The following is a 25,041-nucleotide window of genomic DNA, read 5'->3' as shown; positions in this document are numbered from 1 at the left end:
ACGTCTAGCGTCAATACAGCAATTACTGTACCAATTATTTTTATTAATATTTAAGGACTATAACCTGAAAGCCATTAACAAAGAATGCTTGACGATTCAAATGTTGTATTTTTAGGCATAGATAACAAGCAATACCAATCAGTATAAGTTAATGATTATAAACTTATAAGCGACAATCTATCCATAAACCTTAAATCAGTATTTCAAAAAATCAGTCTTAACAGATAACTTTGTTATGCCGATTATTAATGCTGTAGATCGTCTGGGATGGGTTGCTTGGTAGGGATAGCATTAGGTTTGCGGCCTTTGCCTTTTTGGTATTGGCGTAATTGAAATACATAGGCAAGCACCTGAGCAACTGCGGTAAACAGCCCCTCAGGGATCTCTTGATCTATTTTGGTGGTGTGGTAAATCGCGCGAGCAAGCGGCGGTGCCGACACAATTGCCACGTCATGTTCACGAGCGATCTCGCGAATTTTAAAGGCAACTTCATCGACCCCTTTCGCAACGACGAAAGGCGCCGTTGAGCGACCTGCGTCATATTTGACCGCTACGGCATAGTGCTCTGGGTTAACCACAATCACATCGGCATTAGGCACTTCACCCATCATACGCCTCTGGGCCATTTCACGTTGTAACTGGCGAATACGTCCCTTTACCTCAGGCTTACCCTCGGTATCCTTGTATTCGTCTTTGATTTCCTGTTTGGTCATCTTTAACTGCTTAGCATGGTTCCAGATCTGAAACGGTACATCTATCATCACAATCAGCAAGGTCGACGCGCAGAGCAATATAAAAATCCACACGATTAAGTCCAGAGCATGATAAATATTGCCCGGCAGATGCTCTTGAGACAGTAACAAGATGTCGTTGAGATAAATGCTCAATAAAAGGTAGGCGGTAATCGCCACGACCGAAAATTTGGCGATGCCTTTGGCTAACTCAACCACCGCCTGCACACCGAACATCCGCTTAAAACCAGCTACTGGACTCATTTTGCTGGCCTTTGGCATAAAAGCACTCACGGAGAAGGAGATCCCCCCTAGTGCGATGTTGCCCGCAAAGGCGATGAGGGCAAGGAACACAATAAAACCCAGTAGAGGAAAGGCTAACTCACTGCCCACCACACCCCAAACATTCATCATCTGGTTAGTATCGAAGATCTCATCACGACTTAAGGTATACATTTTGTTCATGATGTTAAACATAGCCTGAGCAATGTTAGGGCCGGTCATTAACAGCCCCACCGAGGCAGCAATGAGCACAGCAGAAGTGCCCAGATCTTTGGAACGTGCAACCTGCCCTTTGTCTTTGGCCTGTTGCAACTTCCTGGAGGTGGCTTCCTCTGTTTTTTCTTGACTACTATCGTTTTCAGCCATCTATAACCGCCCTCCTACAATTGAAGGTAACCAGCGAGTCATCTATCGATGAGCCAGAATACGACACCATCAATGTTTCTGAGTACGGCACCATCAATATTCCAAAGTACGGCACCATCAATGAGCCAGAATACGACGCCATCAATTAAGCCCACCATCGACACTACATTGCAGCTCAAGTGCATTACATAGCAGAATTTGGGTTTCACGCCATACCTCGTCAAAGTGAGACATGATTGGCGATAGGGTTAGCCATAAGATAAATAAGCCCGCCACCATGGTGACAGGGAAACCAATAGCGAAAATATTTAACTGAGGTGAGGCACGAGTCATCACACCAAAGGAGAGGTTAATCGTCAATAGTGCCACAATCGCAGAAAGTGACATCGTTAATGCGGCGCCAAACATATAACCCACGAATTCGGTAAATAAGCGGTAACTTGCCAGACTTAAGCCCTGCATCGACACAGGGATCGACTCGAAGCTGGCGATGACCATTTTAATTAACAGAAGATGACCATCTACCGCCAAGAAAATCATTGTGGTCAATAGCAAGAAGAAGTTACCCACGACCGGGGTCTGCTGGCCAGAACTCGGATCGACCATTGACGCAAAACCAAGGCTGGTCTGCATACCAATGATCTGACCGGTAAGCACAAAGGTTTGCATCAATAATAAGGTAGCAAAGCCCATAGCGACACCGATAATGATCTGCTGAGCGGTCACAAATGCAGCGCTTAAGGAAAATAGATCAATATTTGGCATGGCAGGTAAAACGGGCGCTACAGCAGCTGTGACGGTCACCGACAGCAAGAGTCTCACTCGCGTCGGCGTGGTGGTTGCCCCAAAGACCGCCATCACCATAAACATGCTAGAAATTCGGGTGAGTGGCCACAGATAACCTGCGATCCCGCCCATGATGGTCTCGAGTAAGATCTCCATTTAACGAGTTCGATAAACGCTGTGGTAAAGGCTCATACTTAACCTATCACCTGAGGGATCATATCGACCATCTGCATGAAGAAGTCCATCATCATCTGGATTAAAAGGTGGCCCATCAACATCAGCGCTAATAAGGTTGTTAGCAAGCGCGGAAGAAAACTCAAGGTTTGCTCGTTAATTGAGGTCGCAGCCTGAAACACCGCTACTACTAGACCTATGATAAGACCAGGCACAATAATCATCGACACGATTATGACGATAACGGCCAAAGCTTCTCGAAAGATATCAACGAGTGATTCAGGACTCATGGCTTACCTATAATCCAAAACTGTTAGCTAAGGTGCCCATTACTAGGCTCCAACCATCGACTAATACAAATAGCATGATCTTAAAAGGCAATGACACAATCATAGGCGATAACATCATCATACCCATGGCCATTAAGATACTAGCTACCACCAAATCTAGTACCAAAAATGGCACAAACAGCATAAAACCAATCTGAAAAGCGGTCTTGAGTTCACTGGTAATGAATGCCGGAATGATGACAGTCATTGGTGCATCTTCTGGTTCATTGATATTTTGATAGCCAGAGATCTCAATGAAGGTATCGAGATCGGTTAAGCGCGTCTGCGCCAGCATAAAGTCTTTAAGCGGCCCCTGCCCCTTAGTAAATGCATCTTGCAAGGGCATGCCTTGTTCGATATAGGGCTGTACGGCTTGATCATAAATCTTGTCAAATACCGGCGACATAATAAAAAATGTCATAAACATGCTGATGCCGATTAACACCTGATTAGAAGGCGTTTGTTGCAAGCCAATTGCTTGGCGCAGAATCGATAACACCACAATAATTCGGGTAAACGAGGTCAACATAATGACCATCGCGGGAATGAAGCTTAACGCCGTCATCAACAGCAAGATCTGCATGGTGACAGAATATTGCGTAGAACCGTCCGCGCCAGTCGACACTGTTACCGCTGGCAAAATGCCATTTTCAGCAAAGGCTGCTGGTGCAGCCAAACACAGAGTCAAACCGACAATAACTAAAATCCATTTCATCATTGTGATGTCTTCATTGTGACGCCTTGACTTGACGTAGTCGGCTGGCAAAAGACTCTGTCGATACCTCGACAGGTGTCGCTAATTTATCGACTAAACTGACTTGCTGTGGTGTTACACCTAGCAGGTATTGTTGACCAGCAACCTCTATCAGCACCAGCTTCTCTTTCTGGCCTAATGGGGTCACGGCAATCGTCTTTAACACCCCTTGACTGCTTGGCACTAAATTAAAACGCCTAACAAGATAAGCAAGCAAGAAAATTAACAACAAAACGACTATCAAGCCGCCAACCATACTCGAAAGCGTGGCTATGCTCGTTGGCGAAGCGGGGGCTTCTGCTTGAGAAGCCACAGCACTGGCATTGGCTAAAACCAATTGGAAACTCATCTAACGTCCTCTCAACTAACGTTCTTATTACTTGAGCTTTTTGATGCGCTCAGTTTGGCTGATCACATCCGTTAGACGAATACCAAATTTGTCATTCACCACAACCACCTCACCATGGGCGATCAAGGTACCGTTAACCATAACATCTAACGGCTCACCCGCTACGCGGTCAAGCTCCACCACTGATCCTTGGTTTAACTGCAGTAGGTTACGAATATTGATAAAGCTACGACCCACTTCCATAGAAATAGTGACCGGAATATCCATAATCGCATCTAACTTTGATGCTTCCTCTTCACTCAAAGGTGCTCCGTCGCTGTTAAACTCATCTAATTCAACCGCTTTGGCCTCTTCTATTGCTTGCTCAGCCATCGCTGCAGCCCAATCATCACCGCTATCTGTACTCATTTACTCTTCACCTTATATCTCAGAACGCTCACGAGCACGGCCCTTATGGGTCACGAGCTGCAACTCTGTCTTAACCGTTTCAGGTCTTGGAATTTTTTCGCAAATTTTTAATGCTAAGTTATCTTTGGCTTTACCCATCTTACAGCGGTAAGTTGGTAAGTCTTCAACCTTCAAGATAATATGCTCTGGAAGCTCTACGGGAATCACGTCCCCCGCTTTAAACTCGAGCACTTCTCTTAGGGTTAACTTGTGCTCGACTATGGTGGCATCGATCCCCACATCAACATCCATGATCTCATCACGTAGTGCCTGAGACCAACGCATGTCGGTATCTTGAGTATCACTCTGCACACCGGCATCAAGCAGTTCACGGATAGGCTCAATCATGGAGTACGGCATGGTGATATGGAAATCGCCGCCACCACCATCGACTTCAATATGGAATGAGCTCACCACAACCACTTCTGTTGGGCTAACAATATTAGCCATTGCCGGGTTAACTTCAGAGTCTAGATAGTCGAACTGAACTTCCATCACTGGCGCCCAGGCTTCTTTATAGTCTTCGAAAATAATCTTTAATAACAGCTGTACGATACGACGTTCTGTCGGGGTAAATTCACGCCCCTCGATCTTGGCATGAAAACGACCGTCACCACCGAAGAAGTTATCCACCAAAATAAATACTAGCCGCGCTTCCATGGTAATTAACGCCGTGCCTTTTAGTGGACTAAAGCGCACCATGTTCAGACTGGTAGGTACAAACAGGGTATGTACGTACTCACCAAACTTAAGCATTTGAACGCCATTAATTGACACTTCCGCGGCGCGGCGCATCATATTAAACATGCTTATCCGCAAGTGGCGAGCAAAACGCTCATTGACGATCTCAAGCGTTGGCATACGACCACGTACGATTCTGTCTTGGGACGAGAAATCATAAGAACGGGCGTCTAGCTCATTGTCGTCAATCATGTCCTCTTCGACATCATCGACTCCGTGGAGCAGTGCATCAATTTCGTCTTGGCTTAATAAATCACTCACGATATCGCCTTTATTTAAAAATAATCGCTTTTATTGCAACTAATAATCCCTAGTAAAACCTAAGGGCGTTATTGCATCACAAAGCCGGTAAACAATACTTTCTCAACCACTGTACGACCCGTTACTGGCTGCAGGGTATTTTGTACATTACGCAGCGCTAACTGACGTAATTCATCTTTGCCCGCAGGAGAAGTCAATTTTTGCACATCCGATCCACTAAAAGTGGTCAACAATGCATCCTCAATCAGCGGGATATGTTTCCTAATCAGGGTATCGTCATCGTTACCACGAACCATCAACTGAACTTTGATCTCAACTAAGCGAGTACGGCCGTTATCTGACAGATTAAATAGGAAAGGCCTTGGCATCGCCGCATAATAGGCTTCACCCGTTCTAACCGCTTGCTCAGTCACGGCCCCCTCTGCAGCACTTCCAGACTCAGAAACCGGTTCCGATCCCAACAACATCCACGCAGTAAGTACAATGGCAATCAGTAGAACGCCGCCGCTCACACCGAATATAATCAGTTTGTTTTTACTTTTTGGTTTGACGCTGTCTTCTAGCTCTAAAGCCGCTTCTTCTGCCATATATCTTCCCTAGCTGCAGTGCTAAATAAACTCAACACTCTTTATCAATATTCCCATTGCACTATAGGTTACCTGCTTATGCATAATAATCTATACCTGAGGCCGAACTTGTTGAAAGATTTGACCTTGTCAGCAACTCTTCTGATGAAATTTCATCCGTTTCAGCTGTGGCGGTGCCATTTCCGGCGCCTGAGCCCTGTTCACCTTGACTGTTTCTACCGTCACCTTGAGACACTTGACCATCGGTGAGCTGCATACCTTGTTCGGCTAACATTTCACGTAATCTGGGCATCGCTTGTTCTACAAGATCGCGAGTCTGATGCTGGCTCACCTGAAATTGCACCTGTGTGGTATCCCCTTGAACTTGAATACGCACCATCATCTGGCCTAACTCAGGTGGATCTAGGCGAATTTCAGCCTGCTGAATACCATTACTGACCATGGTGATCAGCTGCTGATTCATAACAGGTGCGAAACGCTGGATCATCTGCTGCATTTGCGGCGTCTGTTCACCACCTTGTTTCAGCGATAAATTGAACTGAGGCAACTCCTGACGATTTGCTGCTGATTGCTGCTGTAGTGCTTGACTCTGCAGACCTGCAAAGGATTTCAGCTCAGATGTGCCCTCTTCACTCACTCCTGTAAGGTTTGCTTCCAGTCCGGCATTCATTGCCGTGGTGCGAACCGATAACTCAGCCCCTTTAAGCTGCTCTACCGAAGTTGCAGTGTTAGTTGTAATAGCGGTTGAATTGGCGCCATCGGCATTTTGAGCAGACTTAACTTGATCGCTACTGACATTACTCGCTGTTATTTGCCCAGCGATCTCTTTACCAAAAATGTCTCGACCAGTATTAGTTCCCTTTACATCGGCACCATTAAGACTCTTTGTGTCAGTTACTGCGCTGCTCATCGCAGTTTTATCGGCTGTCGATGCGAGTTCAGCTTTAGTCACGTCTGCATCCATTTCTGCAGGGGTGGCCTGCAGCGAGGAGCTCTGTGCGAACTCTGATTTTAAGGCGCCATTAGCATCAAGCATTTGGCCTTGCTGTAGCAGAGCTTTCAATTCTAAGGATGAGAGCTGACTCAATTCCTGCTCTGATAGCCCTGTTTGTTGGCTAAGTGCCAACAGTGCCTCATCTGACAGCTGACTAGCGATTAAATCATCACTGACTAGCTCTTGCTCAAGAGATTCCGTTGCCACTGACTCATCTGATAACGGCAAACTTTCGCCGTTGACGGCAAGTTGTGAGTCTCCAGCAAAATTGTTAGCTAAATTGATCTGTGCGAACACTTGGCTTACATCATCTGAGCCAGCATCTTCAAATTCTTTATCATCAGAAGATGTAACTGAAGCTGTGATCGCCTTATCTGCAGCATCGACTAACTCATCTTTCGCTGATGACGGCTCACGAGTCGAATGATTGTCAGCTGTTTGCCTATCTATAGTTTGTTTATCACGAGCTTGGCTTGCCGCTTTTTCCAGTGCGACAGAAAAACTGTCACCTTCGGAATTAGTCTTAGGTTCAGTGGACTGACTCTGACGATCGGCAAGCTTGCTATTCGAGTCAGGGCTACTGAGTAAAACATTGTTCACCTGCTGCATTCCATCTCCATTCACTCATCAATTAACACTCGGCAACTCAACCGAATGTCAAAATACCGCTAAATTTGGCCAATTAAGAATATTTATAGCAATAATAATGCCAAAAGTAGGCGTATTAAAAACCTCAGGTTCTAACTAGGGAGGAAAAGGTAGGGTTGGAAGCGGTTAAAAAAAAATCAACTAGTTAAGCCCGTTTGAGCCCTGAGTAAATAAATAGTTAACGCTGCCTTTTACGATAAAACTGCTGTGACGCAAACTCGTCAACCATCTTCTGCTCGGCGCGTAACTCGGCGAGCTGCGCCTTTTCGGCTTTATTTGCTAATAACAGCTCAACCGCTTTACGCTTCTGCTGCTTCTCTTGCCAATATACCTGCCGGTGCTGGCGCTGATTATCGGCATCTTGCACCGTATTGACCTGCTGTATAATCGCCGTATCGATTTGACGCACAAATTGATGAAACTGATGGTAGTGGCTGGCGCTGATACTTTGCCCCTGTTGCTGCTCCATCTGTTTCATATAATCGAGGCGATAATTTTGCAGCGCATCTAACTGATTTTGACGTCTTTGCAGTTCAAGCTGTGCCGAGCGAAGCTGCAGTGACGCCTGCTCTTCCGCGTCTTCGGCAAGCTTTAACACCATCAATAACGGATCGGCTCTAGCCATGATAAGTGGTCTCGTTATTTAGCACTATGCTAATTATGATTAAGCGAAATATGGTTAGGCTTGGCATTGGGCCCCTAACTGGCTCAACATCAAGGTACTGCTATCAAAGGTAACGGAGTCTTTCATGGTCTGGCGTAAAAAAGCGTTCATAGCTGGCTGCAAACGAATCGCATTGTCGATACGCGGATCGCTGCCTTGGCTATAGGCTCCAATGGAGATCAAGTCTTTATTTTGCTGGTAAAGTGAGTAAACCTGCTTAACTTTGCGCATGGCTTCTAGATGCTCAGGGCTTATCACCATAGGCGCAACACGACTGATAGAGGCTTCGATATCGATGGCTGGATAGTGGCCCGAGTCGGCAAGACTTCGTGACAATACGATATGGCCATCGAGGATCGCTCTTGAGGCGTCGGCGATAGGATCTTGTAAGTCATCTCCCTCGGTTAATACGGTATAAAACGCAGTAATAGAACCTTGCTTTCCACCGCCGTTACCAGCTCGCTCGACCAACTTAGGCAGCTTGGCAAAGACCGATGGCGGATAGCCTTTTGTGGCTGGCGGTTCACCGACAGCCAGCGCAATTTCACGCTGCGCCTGGGCATAGCGGGTTAAGCTATCCATGAGTAGCAGTACGTTATAACCCAAGTCTCGAAAATACTCGGCAATACGGGTCGACGTTTCACAGGCGCGAAGGCGCATCAAGGGGGATGTGTCGGCTGGTGCTGCGACGACGACGGATCGCGCTCGCCCTTCTGGCCCTAAAATCTCTTCGATAAATTCTTTTACTTCTCGGCCACGTTCTCCCACGAGTCCAACAACAATAATGTCAGCCGTGGTGCCTCTTGTCATCATGCCCAGCAGCACACTCTTACCCACACCCGAGCCTGCGAATAAGCCCATACGCTGCCCCTTACCCACGGTTAGCATAGAGTTAATGGCTCTCACGCCAACATCTAATGGCTCACTGATGGCACGTCTTGCTAAGGGGTTAATGGCGGGGGCATGGCTAGAGGCTTTCTGATCTGTCTTTAAATTTCCTAAGCCATCGATAGGTAAACCACTGCCATCAAGCACTCTCCCGAGTAGTGATAGGCCGACATTTAAACCCGATTGTTCACCAAGAGGCGTCACCTTGGCGCCTGGGAGTACGCCACGCAGCTCCTCAATCGGCATGAGGTAGAGCAGCTGATCGTCAAAACCGATAACCTCGGCGATAAGATCGCCAGCCATGGTTTCGATGGCGCACAGGCTACCAATGGCTGCTCGGCAGCCTGTCGCTTCTAAGGTCAAGCCCACCACTCGCACCAGTTGACCACTTGCCTCAACTAGGAATGGATGTACTTTTTGCTGGTGTTGAGCCAGCTTATTACGCAGTTGGTGCTGACGGGTCGGCATGCTCACCTTCGTTGGCATTTAAACAAGCTGTGGCTAGTTGATTATCTACTGCGTCATCTGTTGGCTCTAACGTCGCAGCATGCTGTTGGGCTTTGGCCTGTCTTTGTGTAAGCAGCGCATCTTCTTGCTGCTCTTTTAACTGCAACAGATCTTGCTGGTGCTTATCTAAATCTAGAAAGACGCTCTGAATGCGGGTCTCGACAGTCATATCAATATGGCTGCGGCCACAGTCAATGATGCAATCTCCCGCAGTTAAGCTTGGATCGGCTTCAATTTCCCAGCGATTTCGCTCTAGCTGAGCTTGAGAGTAGAGCTCTGAAATCAGTATCTCATCACTGGGCGTGACCCGAACATTAATCTTCTGATCTTTTATCGGCAAGGAGTCAACGCCCTGACGCAGCGCCGCTAAAATATGCTCGGGATAAGTTTTTAGCTCATGGCCAATAACAGCCTTTGCCAACACCATTGAGGTATTGAGCAATTCTTTCTCGATTTCGGTATCTAGAATGGATAAGGGGGCTTCAAACTGGCTCAAAAGACTTTCGAAACGCTGCAGCATCTCAGATGCCGCTTGTAGTCCCTCTAGGTACCCTTGCTGCTGACCTTGGCTAAAGCCCTCACTGTGCCCTTGCTCAAGTCCCTCTAAACGGCCTTTCTCTAAGCCTTCACTATGACCTTTCTCTAGCCCTTCGCCAAAACCCTCTTGCTCTGCATGAGCGCGAATATCTTCAATCTCGCTCAAGGTCGGCGGCAGTATAGACTCGACCTCGGTTTGTTCCTCGGCCTGCAATTGTAAGCTGTGACGACCGAACATATTCAATGAAGAGGGAGCCTTCGCTTTATGGATCTCCGGCAGTTCCCAATGTTCAAACTCATCGCTAGTGTTGATGCTGGCGCCTTGAGGCTTTTTAGGGTCAGTCATTATAGAAACTCTTCACCGCCTCCACCGCCAAGCATGATCTCTCCACTGTCGCTCAAACGACGAGCAATAGATAAGATCTCTTTCTGAGCGACTTCAACTTCACTAATTCTAATTGGGCCCATGGCTTCTAAGTCATCTCTAAGCAACTCTGCGGCACGCTTAGACATATTACTGAGAAGCTTCTCTTTTAGCTGATCATCTGCGCCTTTCAGTGCCTTAATCAATACATCTTGCTGTACTTCACGCAGTAGTACCTGAATGCCCATATCATCAACCTCACTGAGGTTCTCAAATACAAACATCAAGTCTTGGATCTGTTGCGCCATCTCTTCATCAGATTCACGCATCGTCTCCATCAAGTGACTCTCAACACCGGTATCGAGGTAGTTCATGATATTTGCCGCGGCTTTCAAGCCACCCATCTTAGCGGCCTGTGCACCACCTTGACCGGCAAACTGCTTCTCCATGATATCGTTAAGTTCTTGCAATGCCGCCGGCTGCACCTCTTCAAGGTTAGCAATTCGCATCATCAGGTCTAAACGGGTATTTTCAGGGAACTGACCAAAAATCTCTGCCGCCTGATCGGGCTCAAGGTAAGATAGTACGATAGTTTGAATTTGAGGATGTTCATTTTGAATAATCGTCGCCACTTGACGAGCGTCCATCCACTTAAGTGAATCTAGGCCTTTGGCGCCGCCCCCCATGATAATCTGCTCAATCAGGTTACCGGCTTTGTCTTCGCCTAATGCCGCAGTTAGTGCCTTACGGACAAACTCTTCGCTGTTAAAACCGATGGATGAGTATTTTTGAATTTCATCGAGAAACAGCTTGTGAACGCCAATGACTTTCTCTTGACCAAAGTCTTGCATCGCCGCCATCGCCATACCCACTTTTTGCACCTGTTTAGGCTCAAGGTGCTTTAAGATAGACGCCGCATCACTCTCACTCAGGCTTAATAGCAAAATGGCGGTTTTCTCGATGCCACTTAAATCACTTGTCTTTAAGGCCGCAGCTTCAGGCTTAGCTTCTACATTGGTATTATTTGTCATCTTCAAGTAACCAGTTTTTCACGACTTGTGTCGATAGTTCAGGCTCATTAGCCACTAGTGCACGAATAGCCTTAATCATGTCATCGTCTTTATGCAGATTAGGGATCAAGATAGAGCCATCATCTGCATAACTGTATTCTGCTTCGGGGCGTTGTAACATGCCTAAGGTATCGGCTGCATACTGATCTTCAATTTCTGCTAGCTCACCACCAGTTTGTGGCTCATCTGGCATTTTGACACTATCAGGGTAAACCAGCCTCTTCAGCATTGGGCGAACAACAGCTAGGATCAACACAAGAACAACCAACGCACCGAGCACCAACTTTACCGCGCGCCAGAACCAGGGCTGTTCCCACATCTCTTGCGGTGGTGCATCCTCGATAAGCTGATCCATAAATGGCACACTAACCACTTCAATAATATCGCCGCGCTGAGTATTAAAACCGACCGCCCCTTCGAGTAATCGACGGATATTGGCTAGCTCTTGCTCTGTGCGTGGTACGCGGTTAACGCTGCCATCTTCCGATACAGGACCATTTTTGAAATCAACCGCAACCGATACGCTCACCCGTCTTAGGGTGCCCACTTGCTGACGAGTGTGGCTAATAGTGGTGTTTAACTCAAAGTTACGTGTCGCTTCTTTGTGACTAGTACCCGATGAAACCGCAAGGCTTTCTTCTGCATTCACTTCCTGAGGTATATCTGCCGCCATAGGAGGTTGATTAGACAATGCGCCAGGAATACCGCCACTCGTACCTCCAGCAGAGTTATTCTCAACCACCATCTCGCTTCTTAGTGCCGGTAAGTCAGGGTTATAACGCTTAGCGGTTTGCTCAACGGCGGTAAAGTCCATGCTGACATCGACCTGGGAGGTAAAATTCTCAGGACCTAAAATTGGCATAAGAATCGATTCGACTTTAGTGCGATATTCAGACTCTTTTTGCTGGACAATTTCAAGCTCACGACGGGCGATGGCTGAGGCACCATCTTGGGTACCAGAATTTAGCAGGCGGCCATTAGCATCGGTAACTGTGACCTTGTTCGGTTCGAGGTTATGTACCGCTGAGGCGACGATATCGACAATCGAGTCGACCTCTTCTTGACTTAAACCACTGCGACGAGTGCTAACCACTACGGTAGCACTTGGCTTAGAGCGGTTGCGGGCAAACACATTCTCTCTCGGTAAGGCTAAAATAACTTTCGCACGAGTGACACTCTTTAGCTCTTCGATAACGCGGGCAAGGTTTTGCTCTTGGCTGTGCTTGAGACGTGCCTGCTCCATGCGCTGACTCACACCAAAACCACTGTCTTTATTTAAAAAGTCATTATTTGCTTCTTGGTTATCTAGCCCTTCACGGCTCAATAACATCTTCACATCTTGGTATTTATCTTCAGGAACTTTGACTACATCGCCTTGGATTTCGTACTTAACCTGATTTTTATCAAGTGCATCCAACACTTGCACCATTTCTGCGGTGCTCATCTGGCCAAGAGGACGATACTCTGGTTCTTGCGCCCAAATCATGACAAAAACGGCCACGGCTAAACAGATGGCAAGGGCCAAGATCATCGTCAATTGGCGCAGCATATCGACGCCACCGAGAGCGCCCATTATGCCTGGCTTATGTTCTTCTTGAACACCTGATGTTTGTGGGCTCGATGCTAAACCTGAGCCTGTTCCTACGACCATTTCTGTACTCACTGTTGTACCCTGCGTTTAAGTGATAAAGGCCTAAACAGGCATACTCATAATTTCTTTATAAGCTTCTACAAGCTTATTGCGTACTTGTACGGTTGCCTCAAAAGCAACACTGGATTTTTCTCTGGCAATCACGGTATCAGATAACGTCACCGTGGTATCTCCCATATCGAGTCGAGTGGCGAGATTAGCAGCATTTGATTGAAGTTCGCTTACATTTCCAACAGCTTGGGATAGCAACTGACTGAAATCACTACCCGAGGTGTTTTGTACCTGACGGGTGATCCCTGTTTGAATGCTTGAAGTGCCGATTTGACCATTGAGTGACTGCATCTCTTGCAGTAATGAATTCGCACCAATTTGCATAGCTATCTCCCATGTCGATTTCTTGACGAAATTGTTGATATAGCTAGACAATGCAAATAGCTTGCCAGTTTGAGAAGGTTAAGACTGAGAAGGACGCTACGCTGCTAGGAAAGGCAAAGAAAGGTCCTAGGTAAAAGCTAAGACGGAAAACAGATGCGGACAAACAAAGACGAACGGCCTATGGCCTCACGGAACGCTTCGCTTACGGAAAAACCGATTAAAGCATAAACGATTTAGAGCCGAGACGAAAAAGCCGTCTTAGCTTGTACCGTCTTAGCTTGTACCGTCTTAGCTTGTACCATCTTAGCTTGTACCGTCTCAGCTTGTACCGTCAGCGCAGCGTTCTGTGAGTGAGCCAGCGAACGTTCCGTCTTCCGTGAGCGAAGCGTTCGTCTCAGCCTTTGATTTTGCTTATGCTTTTCCTAGGCCCTAGTAGCGAAGCGTCCTCGCAGTGAGCCTGCCGAACGTCCTAGGTTCTTGGTCCCATCAGCCCGCAGGGCGTCCTTCTTAGCTCTAAGCCGGTATTTGTATGCCTAATTCACGCATTTTAGCCATCTTGTAACGCAGAGTTCTGGCACTGATCCCTAACTTCTCGGCGACAAGCTTACGACTACCGTCACATTGAGTTAAGGTTTCTAAAATAATCACATGCTCTTGCGCCTTTAATTCGTCACCTAAACCATCGAGCTCGGCAGGTTTACTCTCAACCATAGGTATTACCTCGGCGGTAAAACCTAACTCTTGTGAGTCGATTATAATATCTGCCGCAGTCACTTCAGCTGATACTGACAAGATAAGTGCTCTTTGCACCACATTATCGAGTTCGCGTACATTGCCAGGCCAGCGATGAGTCAATAAACGGCGAGTCGCGCACTCACTGAACTCAGGGATTTCACTACGGTTGGCAATTAAGGCATGGCGCTGCAGCAAGTGCCTTGCTAGTGGCAAGATATCCGCAGGGCGTTGGTTTAATGACGGCCAAGTCAGCGGGAAGACGTTAATTCGGTAGTACAAGTCTTCCCTAAATTCTCCCGATGATGCCATCGCTTTTAGGTCGCGATTCGAGGTGGCCAGCACCCGCACATTAAGCTTAATCGTTTTACGGCCGCCTAAACGCTCCACTTCACGCTCTTGCAATACCCGCAACAATTTTGCTTGCAAGCCGACTTCCATCTCAGATATTTCATCAAGCAGCAAAGTACCACCTTGCGCCTGTTCAAACTTGCCAGGACAGGCTTGATAAGCCCCGGTAAAGGCGCCCTTCTCATAGCCAAACAGTGTCGCCTCAAGCATGTTTTCAGGAATTGCCGCGCAGTTAATGGCGACAAACGGCTGGTCGACGCGTTGGCTGTTCTGATGAATATAACGCGCTAATACCTCTTTACCGCTGCCGCTCGGCCCCATAATCATCACAGAGGCATCGGATGCAGCCACCCGCTGCGCCAATGCTAACAGTGCAATACTCTTTTCATCAGCAACGATTGGCGTGCCTTCAACCACTTTAGCTGGCAAATAACGAGAGACTTGATTGAGTAGAACCTCTGACGAAAACGGCTTAGCCAAATAATCGACCGCGCCAAGTTTCATCGCATTTACCGCGTTATCTATGGTCGCATATGCGGTCATCAACAATACTGGAATTTTCGGGTGATGTTGCTGCATATAGTTGAGCAGGCCTATGCCTCCTACGCCCTCCATTTGCACGTCGCTTATCACCATATCGTATCTGTTGGCTTTTAGAGAAAGGATAGCTTCTTCTGCCGAAGCGACATCGACACAATCATAATGCGCTAACATCAAGGTATCGAGCAGTGCTTCACGCAGTGAAGCATCATCTTCTACAAGTAATAACTTACCTTCAGACATGCTGATTATCTCCAAGCACTTCATTGTTATTATGGTTATTAATGGTCGTGATCAACGGAAACTTTAATGACGCAGTGCAGCCATTACCGGGATGACAGCTAAACTGCATCATTCCCCCATGGTTATTGACCACCGCTTGAACCACGGCTAAACCCAAACCCGTACCTTGAGACTTAGTAGTAAAAAATGGCTCTAGTACCTTTTGCTGCATGTTGGCATCGAGCCCCTTACCATTATCGATCACGTCTAGGTGTAATGCGGTTTGAGTGTCATATGCATGCAAGGTGATTTGGCTAGCCTCAGCTTCTAAACTGTTCATCACAAGGTTATTGATTGCCGAGCAAAGCGCCGCGTCATTAGCACGAATTTTTTGTTTTGATTGATTGTTAAATATCAACTGACAGCCTTTTTGCTCCGCTATCGGCTGACAGTTACTCAGTACATTATCAACCACTTCATCGATAACCAGGATTGAGTCTAGCTCCTGTTGACGACCCTTTGCCATCAGCAGCATATCGTTCACTTGATGCTCTAATTCATTGAGTCTGTCGACTAACTTGCCTTGAAAGCGCTTACGCGAATCTTCTGATATTTTAGGGCTAGCCAAGTTTGAGGCATATAAAAGAGCCGCACTTAGAGGGGTTCTCACTTGATGGGCAAGTGTCGCCACCATCTTCCCTAGCGCCGATAATCTTTGCAGATGCGATAAGTTCTTTTGCAGTAAACGAGTTTCGGTCAAATCCGTCAGCACGATAAGTTGACCAGGCTCTGGCGTAAGCGGCGTAATAGCGAGTTTTACCCGGCGACCGTTACGCAATGAGACCTCGTGACCATCATCATCTTGTGGAGAAAACGCTCGATTGATGATTTGTAGCCAGCGCAGCCCTTCTAATGGGCTACCTAAGAGTTCAACAGCCACAGGGTTAGCCTCGGTAACAATGCCATCACCGCTGATAATCACCACGCCAGATGGCATAGCCTGCAGAATATGATCCATACGATTGGACATATTTGCGGCTTGCTGAACGTCAACCAAGTGCGGACGCTTCGCCGCTATTGCGTTAGTTGAATCGCTGGCATCGACTTGTGATTGTGGAATTGCTGACATGGTAACCCCGTCAAAAAAACTGCATTTGAATGAGTTCAAGCAGGAATTATGCCAGTTATCTTTAAAAGAAGGACGCTGCGCTGCGAGGACGTGACTACGCCACTACGAGAGCGTCACTTCGTGACTTCTAGGTTCTAGGGAAAAGCTAAGACGTTAAATCTGAGACGGAAATGCAGAGATGGAACGGCCTGCGGCCTTACGGCACGTGGCTATTTAATTGAATTGCAGGCCACTACGGAACGCTTCGCTTACGGAAAAGCTAAAAGATTAAAACGAAGGCAATAAAAAACCAGAAGACTCAGCTTCTGGCTTATTCGCGAAATATCTTTGCTTGACCTGTCAGCGCAGCGTGCTGTAAGTGAGCTTGGGAACGTTCCGTCTTCCGTAAGCGAAGCGTTCCGATTTGTCTCAGCTTATGCTTTTCCTAGAACCTAGAAGCGCAGCGCCCTCGAAGTAAGCCTGCGAACGCCCTAGCAGCCCGAAGGGCGTCCTTCTCGGCTTTGAGCCTGCGAAGATTCCGTCTTCCGTCTTCCGTGAGCGAAGCGTTCGTCTTAGCTTTAATCTTTACTCAATCCGTACTTACGCATTTTTTCAACTAAGGTGGTACGACGAATGCCTAGCATTTCTGCTGCACGGGCAACCACGCTATCTTGTTGATCTAGTGCTTGTCTGATCATATCGATCTCAAGCTCTGCCAATAAGTCTTTTAAGTTGACCCCTTCTGGTGGCAACTCACTCGGGAATCGCGTCTCTGGGATCTCGATAGGCTCTTCATCGTTGAAGATAGAGGCTAAAGCGTCACGCTCTTGCTGCTCTTCACTGATTTCGACACAGTATTCAGGAACATCGATATGACGGTACTTGATAGGTAAGTCATTGACATCGACCAGTCCACCCGGATAAAGAATCGTTAAACGTTCAACCAAGTTAGACAGTTCACGAACGTTACCTGACCATAAGTGCTCTTTAAGAGACTCGATTGCACGTTGAGTGAAACGAACTCGGCCGCGGCCTTCGTTATAAACACGGCTGACTAATTCTTGCAGTAACAGGGGGATATCTTCTTTGCGTTCGCACAAAGCAGGCATTTCGATTGGGAAAACATTGAGGCGGTAATAGAGATCTTCTCTAAAATCTCCCTTCTCTATCATGGTTTCTAAGTTTCTATGGGTTGCAGCAACAACGCGAACATCGGCTGAAATAGACTTACTGCCACCAACACGCTCAAACATACGCTCTTGCAGTACACGTAATAATTTAACTTGCATCTGCAATGGCATATCGCCAATCTCATCGAGGAATAAGGTGCCTTTTTCCGCAAGTTCGAAACGACCTTTACGTGCACTGATTGCCCCGGTGAATGAACCCTTCTCATGACCAAAAAGTTCACTCTCCAGTAATTCTGGAGGAATCGCACCGCAATTTACCGGAATAAACGGTCCATTGCGACGTTCTGAAATATAGTGAATATTACGAGCAACCACTTCTTTACCCGTTCCTGATTGCCCAAGTACTAATACTGTAGCGTCAGAACCTGCCACCTGATTAATGAGGTGACGAACATTGGCAATACCCTCGCTACGACCCACTAAACTTCTAAATAATTTAGTCTGATTTGCGCTAGTTGGGATCTCTGGACGTTTAACTTGACCATAGACCTGACAAAAGTGGAGTAACTCAGTTAATTGTGGGTAGTTTAAGGGTTCTTCGATGCAGCCGAGAATATTCGACGTTTTAATGTCGCCTCTTTCCCCTAACATTAAAAAAGGCTGCCAAGGAAGCGTACCAGTCAAAGACTGGATAAGTTCTTTCGATTGGTTCTCAGAAGGTAAAACAATCGCGCGAAAGCGCGTCTGCTTAGTGTACGTCTCGAGTTTATCGAAGTCGATCAGTTCGACCTGCTCTCCTAAGAACTCAAATACACACGACAAGCGATTAATTCGCTCTGACTGGTTACCGACAAGTAGAATTCGTTGATCTGTTTGCATCATTCCGAAGGCCGTATAGGCTCAAATATTTTCAGCGCATTAATTATTAGTGTTCGTTGCTTTTCTCAAGCTAATTGTTCAGCCAGTAGTTATCTGAAATTTAATCTCAAATATCTACCTTATAGAATAGTGTATTATCAGCCCGTTATTAGCAAGCCCCTGATGAGTTTTATGAGGAGCTTAGTAAGTTTTAGGTTAAAATCTCTACTTTACAATCAACTGTAAGACGTATTTTTGACGGGTGACAAAAAGGAGTGCGTTAACACTCCTATAAAACAACAGGCCAGAAACCTAAGCCAACTTATTAACAAAGTAATTAGTTTTGTGAAGATAGCTCATGCAATTCGCTAGGTATTGCATCCCACGCCTCTTTAATAACACGTAGAATATCGGTTGCATCATCTATCGCTTTAGTATCATTGTTGATGTTTGCATCGGTGATCCTCTGCAGCATAAAATCATAAAGAGCGCTTAGGTTGCCAGCAACATCACCCTCAGCTTCCATATTCAAGCTACTATTTAATCCAGCAACAATACTCACAGCTTTACCTAAACTCACACCCTTTAGTTCTAGGTTATTCTGCTCTATGGCATAACGGCCCTGAGCTAAGCGCTCTAAAGCTCCGGCAAACATCATCTGAATGACCTTATGCGGTGAAGCCACAGCAATACTGCTATCTAATGAGACCTTACGATATGATTGAAGCGAACCTCTCATAAATACCTACCTATTCGAATCTATTGTCTTGTAAAGATTTGTTTGTCGTCTGCCCTTGCGAAGCGCCCCTAACAAAGCTTCCCTATCGGCAAGAACGTTACGTGCTCGAACTTCAAAGTTTTTAGTGCTCTGTGCAAGCTGTTGTAGATAAGACCTATCTTGGATCTGATCATCATTCACTAGCTGAGCAATCAAAATTTGACGGGCACCAATAGCATCTTGCAATTTAGATACCAAGGTGTCACTTTCGTCGTCTTCAAACAGAGTATTTTCTAACCTACCTAGCAATTGTGATAAAGCCTCATCCAGTTTTGCTAACTCGATGGCCAATGCTTCCGTGCTTAACTGTGAGCTTGTCTGTGCGTTTATCTGTGAATTTGACATCTAGCAGCTCTCTTATTGAGGGGGATGAATAGCAAGGCTGGTGCTGCCATTACTAACGCCTTTTACTCATTCTGATGTTATCAAGCAAAAGCCTGCAGTGACAAAAACAGTCAAAGCAAGGCTATAAAATAAGTAAGTCAAAGTAACTAATTTTGCGGCACCATACCTGGCAGAGAATCGAGACGATTGAACAAATCGCTAGATTGCTGATTCAGACTAGCGACCATCAAGTCCATGGCATTAAACTGATTAAACAGTCGAGTTTCGTATGCAGCCATTTTCCGAGCGAATAGCTCTCGGCTATCAGTGAGTCGTGATATCTGGTTATCTAAAGTTTCATCACGACTATCTAACGTGCCCCCAGATTGTACGTAGGTTTCGGCCAATCCGTCTAATCTCGCCGCTAAACCTGTATCTTCTGCGCTAAACATTTCTCGAATTTGCGACATATCAGAGTTTAGCGCTTTATCTAAAATATCCTCATCAATCTCAAGTGTACCTTGCTGAGTGGTCTTTATGCCTATATTAGCCAGCATGGTCGTACCTTCTGAGGTATCAAAACTACTGGATAACACACCACGCAACTGGCTCTGAAGACTGCGGATCATCGAGTCGCCTTGCAAAATTCCAGCTTGCTCTGTTTCAGCATCATAACTAGACAGATCAGACACTGTTCCCATCAAGGCATTGTAAGCCTCAACAAAACCCTCCACGCTCTTCTTTACAGAATCCGTATCGGGTGAGATCGTTAGCGTAGTGCTTTTAGATAAATCTTCATCTTTGAGGGTTAAACTAACCCCGGTAATCACGTTCTCGACTTCATTGCTAGCTGATGTCACCTTCAAGCCATCTACATACAACACCGCATCTTTTGCCGCGCTAAGTTCGGTCATAGTAAAGGTCTTTGCTAAGCCTGTACCACCATCGGTGTCGGTTGCGGCAACGGTAATGTTATTAGCAGTACCCGTTTTATCTGACGTCATTACCAGTTGAGGGCCATTATCACCGTTAATGATGGTTGCTGTCACACCAACGTTATCTTCCGCATCGTTGATTTTTTTCATCACTGTTTCAAGTGAATCCCCCGCTTCAACAGCAACGGTAAAGTCTTTGCCATCAACACCAAAAGTTAACGACCCCTCTCCTAATGCCGCTGTAGCATCAGCCACGGCAGCAGAGCCAATCTTTTGACTTTCGGCTAACTGCTCAACTTCAATTTTATAACTACCGGAAACAGCGGTTTCGTCTGCGGTCGCACTAATAAAGTCTTTATTAGACAGCTCGACCTTACGTGCAATAAAAGTATCTGGGTCGGTTAACTTCTCTAAACTGTCTTGAAATTCAGTCAATGCACTCTTTAGTGAGCCAATACCCGATATCTGCGCGTTAATCTTGCCTTCATCAGCATCAAACTTGGCAACCTTTGGATCGTTTTCGGCTCCCACTAGCGCCGACACAATGCCATTGATATCCATTCCAGAACCAATACCAACCGATGTTAATCCCATAAAAACCTCATTAAGTGATTAGCCAAATATCAATCTAATACTTCATAAACTAGAAATAGAGTCTGTAATAGTTAATTTATTACAAAGCGCCCAGTTATACTTCTGTCGACATCAATAAACCATCCATTTCTGCCATTTTCTCTTGCAATTTTATTGCCAACTCTAATGCTTCTTCATTTGGGATCTGTCTTATTAACTCCCCAGTGTCGATATCGAGCACACTGATCACTTGCTTTCCGAGCGATTCATCGACCGAAAAAGATAATCCCTTACGCAGCATAGCCATCAGGTCAGATAATTTGCTTGCAACCTCCTCCATCTCTTCGGGAGACTGATTGACAGGCTCAAGCTTATTAAGTTGAGCATTTTCATCTGTAATTTTGCTGTTTTCAAGCATACTGATTTTGTCTGTGACCTGCGATAGCCCTGCACTATTAGTATCTATCGCTAGCCCACGTTGTTCAGAGCTTGGCTCTGCTTTTAGCATGGCTTGATTCAAGCTTTTAATTTGTTCCTGAGCCCCATCATTTGACACAGGCGCAAGACTAGCAGTCATGTTAAGTTCCATTTCATCACTCCTGTTGCTATCCATTTTTAGTGAGTCGTGCACAAGTTGCTAATCGTCTCTCAGTCAATATGACGTTATACTTTTACACTAAAAAGCGTACCGTTATCACTGATTTTAAACAGCAAGGGGAGAGACGTTACCGCCTCTCCCCTTATTATCCAATTAGCTAAACCTGTTAGCCTTACTCATCGCTGATTTTGACTTAATAAGTCTTATAACAGTGATAATGCAGCTTGTGGTAACTGGTTAGCCTGAGCCAGCATCGCAGATGAAGTTTGCGACAGAATCTGCTGCTTAGTCAGCTCGGCAGTTTCTTTGGCAAAATCGACATCTTGAATACGGCTACGTGCATCTGACACGTTAGACTGAATGTTGCTCAAGTTGTTAATGGTGAAGTTCATACGGTTTTGTACCGCACCTAAGTCGGCACGTTGGCTATCGATTTGTGAAATAGCCGCATCGATAGTCGATATTGCGCTTTGCGAACCAGCTTCTGTGGTTAGGTCGATATCATTAACCGAATTAACTTGTGAATCATCTCCGCCTAACGCAAAAGCTGTTGCCGGAGCCGTAGTCGTACCATCGTCGATTTTTCTTGTTAACGTTAGCACATCGCCATTGTTACCTATGCCACCAAAAGTCACATCTGTACCATCAGAAGATGCTACTACACCTGTACTAATACTTGCTCCTGCTAGGGCTGTATTAATTGCTGCAGCCATGCCATCCGCATCAGTCACACCCGTTAGATCGGCGGTTAGTGTTTCAGCGGAGCCATCCAAAGGCGTATAAGAGAATGAAATTTCACCACTTCCCGTACCACCTGCAACAGTTGCAGTAATTTCCGCTGCAGTTAGCGCACCATCTACCGATTGACCAGATGAACCGAGTTGATCAGCAGAAATATCTGATAGTGTTAATGAGATGGTCTCATTGGCATTAGCACCGACCTGAAAGTTCTGGGTGCCATAGTTACCATCGAGTAATTTCTGGCCACCGAATGAAGTGGTATCCGAGATACGGGTCAATTCAGCATTAAGTGATGTAATCTCTTTCTGCATCGCCGCGCGGTCATCAGCAGAGTTTGAGCCGTTAGCCGACTGTAGAGAAAGATCACGCATACGCTGCAGGATGTTAGTCGATTCTTGCATCGCACCTTCAGCAGTTTGCGCGATAGAGATACCGTCGTTAGCGTTACGCATAGCGACACCGATACCGTTAATTTGGCTGGTCATACGGTTAGAGATTTGCAGACCTGCAGCATCGTCTTTTGCACTGTTAATACGCAGACCCGAAGACAAACGCTCCATTGAGGTTTGAACACTTGAGTTAGCACTGTTTAGGTTGCCCTGTGCTCGCATTGAAGTAACGTTAGTATTTACTGAAATAGCCATTATTAATTCCCTCTTACCTTACTTTAGACTGCACTAAAAACAATTGTTTAATTACAGTGCTTTAATTAATGCCTGTCTTGGTAAAGTCAGGCGAATCATCTTGGTTACAATACATATAACGGCAGAGGAGGTTTAAGCTTTAGACTTTTTTTTGAATTTAGTTGTTTTTTTAACGAAAGAGACTACTTCAACAGAATTAAACCAAACACAAACAATCAGTTACCCACGCAAGCTTGAGTAACCAGACGCTAGAGCGCTTCGCTGCTAGGACGCGGCTTCGCCACGGCTATAGTGGGCTCCGCCCAGCCATACAAGCAAAGGCTACTGGCCCTCCGACTAAGAAAAGCAATAGAATGACCATCTCTTCTGCTCTACTTCGTGCCCTTCGTGAAAGCGCTGCGCTACACGGAGAAAAGCAATAACAAGACAAGCAACAGCAAAGCCAAATAACAAAGCAGTTTCAATCTTTTGCTCTACGCACTTCTCCGTGTCCTCCGTGAAAGCGAAGAAAGGCAGTGACAAGATTAAGTCAGCTAAGGTGTGAGGTGTTAAGAGATAAAAGCTAGGAATGGGCTGTTGCCATGCAAATAAAAAAGCAACAGCTAGGCCCACTTGGGTCTTGCTGTTGCTTTTCCTGTGACGCTCTTGACCTGCTTTGCGTAAGCGCAGCGTTCCGTCATCCGTAAGGCCGCAGGCCGTTCGTCTTTTAGCCGTTTTTAAACCATCTTTGCCTTAACCGGCCTGCTTTAACCAAGCAGTGATAAGGCTGTTTGCGGTAACTGGTTCGCCTGTGCAAGCATGGCAGAAGAGGTTTGTGACAGAATTTGCTGTTTAGTCAGCTCGGCAGTTTCTTTTGCGAAGTCCACATCTTGAATTCGGCTTCGGGCATCAGTAACATTTGATTGAATATTGCTCAAGTTGTTGATGGTAAAGCTCATACGGTTTTGCACCGCACCTAAGTCGGCACGTTGACTATCAATTTGTATGATCGCCGCATCAATCGTTGATATTGCACTTTGAGCGCCAGCTTCAGTGGTTAAGTCGATATCATCAACCGAAATAACTTGTGAATCATCTCCGCCTAACGCAAAAGCTGTTGCCGGAGCCGTAGTCGTACCATCGTCGATTTTTCTTGTTAACGTTAGCACATCGCCATTGTTACCTATGCCACCAAAAGTCACATCTGTACCATCAGAAGATGCTATGACACCTGTACTAATACTTGCTCCTGCTAGGGCTGTATTAATTGCTGCAGCCATGCCATCCGCATCAGTCACACCCGTTAGATCGGCGGTTAGTGTTTCAGCGGAGCCATCCAAAGGCGTATAAGAGAATGAAATCTCACCACTTCCCGTACCACCTGCAACAGTTGCAGTAATTTCCGCTGCAGTTAGCGCACCATCTACCGATTGACCAGATGAACCAAGTTGATCGGCTGAAATATCTGATAGTGTTAATGAAATAGTCTCATTGGCGTTAGCTCCCACCTGGAAGTTCTGCGTACCATAATCACCATTGAGTAACTTCTGGCCACCGAAAGAGGTGGTATCAGAGATACGAGTCAATTCCGCCTGCAGTGAGGTCATCTCTTTTTGCATCGCAGCGCGATCATCCGCGGAGTTAGAACCGTTAGCCGATTGTAAAGACAGGTCACGCATACGCTGTAAGATGTTAGTCGACTCTTGCATCGCACCTTCAGCTGTCTGTGCAATAGAGATTCCGTCGTTAGCGTTACGCATTGCAACGCCGATGCCGTTAATTTGGCTGGTCATACGGTTAGAGATCTGCAGCCCTGCAGCATCATCTTTGGCGCTATTAATTCGCAGACCCGATGATAAACGTTCCATCGATGTTTGCGTGCTTGAGTTAGCACTGTTTAGGTTGTTCTGTGCTCTCATCGATGTGACGTTAGTATTAACGCTAATAGCCATGTTGTAATCCTCTTCTTAGTTTGTCGCCAAGACTAGATACTTGGCTAAAATTGTTAATAGTAAAATTTTTC

25 protein-coding genes are annotated in these 25,041 nt (G+C 46.1%); 1 reads left to right on the top strand and 24 read right to left on the bottom strand.

What is annotated here, in order from left to right; genetic code table 11:
* Positions 1-245: 245 nt before the first annotated feature.
* A complete protein-coding gene (flhB, locus tag SPEA_RS07195; protein WP_012154627.1) occupies positions 246-1,379 on the bottom strand; it encodes a flagellar biosynthesis protein FlhB in 1,134 nt (377 codons plus the stop codon).
* A 20-nt stretch (positions 1,380-1,399) separates the two neighbouring features.
* Between flhB and SPEA_RS23425 the strand changes: the two genes are divergently transcribed.
* The gene (locus SPEA_RS23425) at positions 1,400-1,528 is read left to right on the top strand and encodes a hypothetical protein (RefSeq protein ID WP_263053340.1); all 129 of its coding nucleotides are present in this window, start codon (positions 1,400-1,402) and stop codon (positions 1,526-1,528) included.
* Here the strand turns inward: SPEA_RS23425 and fliR are convergent.
* From fliR to SPEA_RS07075, 23 genes are all read right to left on the bottom strand, one after another.
* Positions 1,521-2,321, bottom strand: coding sequence for a flagellar biosynthetic protein FliR (gene fliR / locus SPEA_RS07190; protein WP_012154626.1), 801 nt, complete (start codon positions 2,319-2,321; stop codon positions 1,521-1,523). The two genes, SPEA_RS23425 and fliR, sit on opposite strands and share 8 nt — an antisense overlap.
* A gap of 38 nt (positions 2,322-2,359) precedes the next feature.
* Positions 2,360-2,629 carry a flagellar biosynthesis protein FliQ gene (gene fliQ, locus SPEA_RS07185; RefSeq protein WP_012154625.1) on the bottom strand — a complete coding sequence of 90 codons (270 nt, stop codon included), beginning with the start codon at positions 2,627-2,629 and terminating at the stop codon, positions 2,360-2,362.
* 7 nt (positions 2,630-2,636) lie between these two features.
* Positions 2,637-3,386 carry a flagellar type III secretion system pore protein FliP gene (gene fliP, locus SPEA_RS07180; protein WP_012154624.1) on the bottom strand — a complete coding sequence of 250 codons (750 nt, stop codon included), beginning with the start codon at positions 3,384-3,386 and terminating at the stop codon, positions 2,637-2,639.
* Positions 3,387-3,396: 10 nt separating this feature from the next.
* On the bottom strand, positions 3,397-3,771 hold the full coding sequence (fliO, locus tag SPEA_RS07175; RefSeq protein ID WP_012154623.1) for a flagellar biosynthetic protein FliO: 375 nt from the start codon (positions 3,769-3,771) through the stop codon (positions 3,397-3,399).
* Positions 3,772-3,798: 27 nt separating this feature from the next.
* Positions 3,799-4,179 carry a flagellar motor switch protein FliN gene (gene fliN / locus SPEA_RS07170; RefSeq protein WP_012154622.1) on the bottom strand — a complete coding sequence of 127 codons (381 nt, stop codon included), beginning with the start codon at positions 4,177-4,179 and terminating at the stop codon, positions 3,799-3,801.
* 12 nt (positions 4,180-4,191) lie between these two features.
* Positions 4,192-5,220 (bottom strand): flagellar motor switch protein FliM, encoded by a 1,029-nt coding sequence (fliM, locus tag SPEA_RS07165; RefSeq protein ID WP_012154621.1) that lies wholly within the window; start codon positions 5,218-5,220, stop codon positions 4,192-4,194.
* 68 nt (positions 5,221-5,288) lie between these two features.
* Entirely contained in the window at positions 5,289-5,807 is a 519-nt protein-coding gene (gene fliL / locus SPEA_RS07160; protein WP_012154620.1) for a flagellar basal body-associated protein FliL, read from the bottom strand.
* A 76-nt stretch (positions 5,808-5,883) separates the two neighbouring features.
* Positions 5,884-7,410 carry a flagellar hook-length control protein FliK gene (locus SPEA_RS07155; protein WP_012154619.1) on the bottom strand — a complete coding sequence of 509 codons (1,527 nt, stop codon included), beginning with the start codon at positions 7,408-7,410 and terminating at the stop codon, positions 5,884-5,886.
* Between the two features lie 217 nt (positions 7,411-7,627).
* A complete protein-coding gene (gene fliJ / locus SPEA_RS07150; protein WP_012154618.1) occupies positions 7,628-8,074 on the bottom strand; it encodes a flagellar export protein FliJ in 447 nt (148 codons plus the stop codon).
* Between the two features lie 54 nt (positions 8,075-8,128).
* Positions 8,129-9,469: a flagellar protein export ATPase FliI gene (gene fliI / locus SPEA_RS07145; protein WP_012154617.1), complete on the bottom strand. Its 1,341-nt coding sequence runs from the start codon at positions 9,467-9,469 to the stop codon at positions 8,129-8,131.
* Complete coding sequence (fliH, locus tag SPEA_RS07140; protein ID WP_012154616.1) at positions 9,441-10,391, bottom strand: flagellar assembly protein FliH; 951 nt, start codon at positions 10,389-10,391, stop codon at positions 9,441-9,443. The genes fliI and fliH overlap by 29 nt, the downstream gene beginning before the upstream one ends.
* Positions 10,391-11,440, bottom strand: coding sequence for a flagellar motor switch protein FliG (fliG, locus tag SPEA_RS07135; RefSeq protein ID WP_012154615.1), 1,050 nt, complete (start codon positions 11,438-11,440; stop codon positions 10,391-10,393). Before fliG ends, fliH begins: the two co-directional genes overlap by 1 nt.
* Positions 11,430-13,130, bottom strand: coding sequence for a flagellar basal-body MS-ring/collar protein FliF (gene fliF / locus SPEA_RS07130; RefSeq protein ID WP_012154614.1), 1,701 nt, complete (start codon positions 13,128-13,130; stop codon positions 11,430-11,432). Before fliF ends, fliG begins: the two co-directional genes overlap by 11 nt.
* A gap of 42 nt (positions 13,131-13,172) precedes the next feature.
* Positions 13,173-13,505: a flagellar hook-basal body complex protein FliE gene (gene fliE, locus SPEA_RS07125; protein ID WP_012154613.1), complete on the bottom strand. Its 333-nt coding sequence runs from the start codon at positions 13,503-13,505 to the stop codon at positions 13,173-13,175.
* Positions 13,506-14,018: 513 nt separating this feature from the next.
* A complete protein-coding gene (locus tag SPEA_RS07120) occupies positions 14,019-15,371 on the bottom strand; it encodes a sigma-54-dependent transcriptional regulator (RefSeq protein WP_012154612.1) in 1,353 nt (450 codons plus the stop codon).
* The gene (locus SPEA_RS07115) at positions 15,364-16,479 is read right to left on the bottom strand and encodes a sensor histidine kinase (protein WP_012154611.1); all 1,116 of its coding nucleotides are present in this window, start codon (positions 16,477-16,479) and stop codon (positions 15,364-15,366) included. Before SPEA_RS07115 ends, SPEA_RS07120 begins: the two co-directional genes overlap by 8 nt.
* A gap of 557 nt (positions 16,480-17,036) precedes the next feature.
* Positions 17,037-18,470: a sigma-54 dependent transcriptional regulator gene (locus SPEA_RS07110; protein WP_012154610.1), complete on the bottom strand. Its 1,434-nt coding sequence runs from the start codon at positions 18,468-18,470 to the stop codon at positions 17,037-17,039.
* Positions 18,471-18,783: 313 nt separating this feature from the next.
* Positions 18,784-19,185, bottom strand: a complete 402-nt coding sequence (gene fliS / locus SPEA_RS07105) for a flagellar export chaperone FliS (protein ID WP_012154609.1) — start codon at positions 19,183-19,185, stop codon at positions 18,784-18,786.
* A gap of 6 nt (positions 19,186-19,191) precedes the next feature.
* Positions 19,192-19,569: a hypothetical protein gene (locus tag SPEA_RS07100; protein WP_012154608.1), complete on the bottom strand. Its 378-nt coding sequence runs from the start codon at positions 19,567-19,569 to the stop codon at positions 19,192-19,194.
* A 146-nt stretch (positions 19,570-19,715) separates the two neighbouring features.
* Entirely contained in the window at positions 19,716-21,077 is a 1,362-nt protein-coding gene (gene fliD / locus SPEA_RS07095) for a flagellar filament capping protein FliD (protein ID WP_012154607.1), read from the bottom strand.
* Between the two features lie 94 nt (positions 21,078-21,171).
* Positions 21,172-21,633, bottom strand: coding sequence for a flagellar protein FlaG (locus tag SPEA_RS22385; protein WP_083766707.1), 462 nt, complete (start codon positions 21,631-21,633; stop codon positions 21,172-21,174).
* Positions 21,634-21,857: 224 nt separating this feature from the next.
* Positions 21,858-23,039: a flagellin gene (locus tag SPEA_RS07085; RefSeq protein WP_012154605.1), complete on the bottom strand. Its 1,182-nt coding sequence runs from the start codon at positions 23,037-23,039 to the stop codon at positions 21,858-21,860.
* A gap of 746 nt (positions 23,040-23,785) precedes the next feature.
* Positions 23,786-24,970 (bottom strand): flagellin, encoded by a 1,185-nt coding sequence (locus SPEA_RS07075; RefSeq protein WP_012154604.1) that lies wholly within the window; start codon positions 24,968-24,970, stop codon positions 23,786-23,788.
* Positions 24,971-25,041: the final 71 nt, after the last annotated feature.

The sequence above is a fragment of the Shewanella pealeana ATCC 700345 genome, assembly GCF_000018285.1.
Classification (GTDB): Bacteria; Pseudomonadota; Gammaproteobacteria; order Enterobacterales; family Shewanellaceae; genus Shewanella; species Shewanella pealeana.
This window is presented reverse-complemented; position numbering and strand designations above follow the sequence as displayed.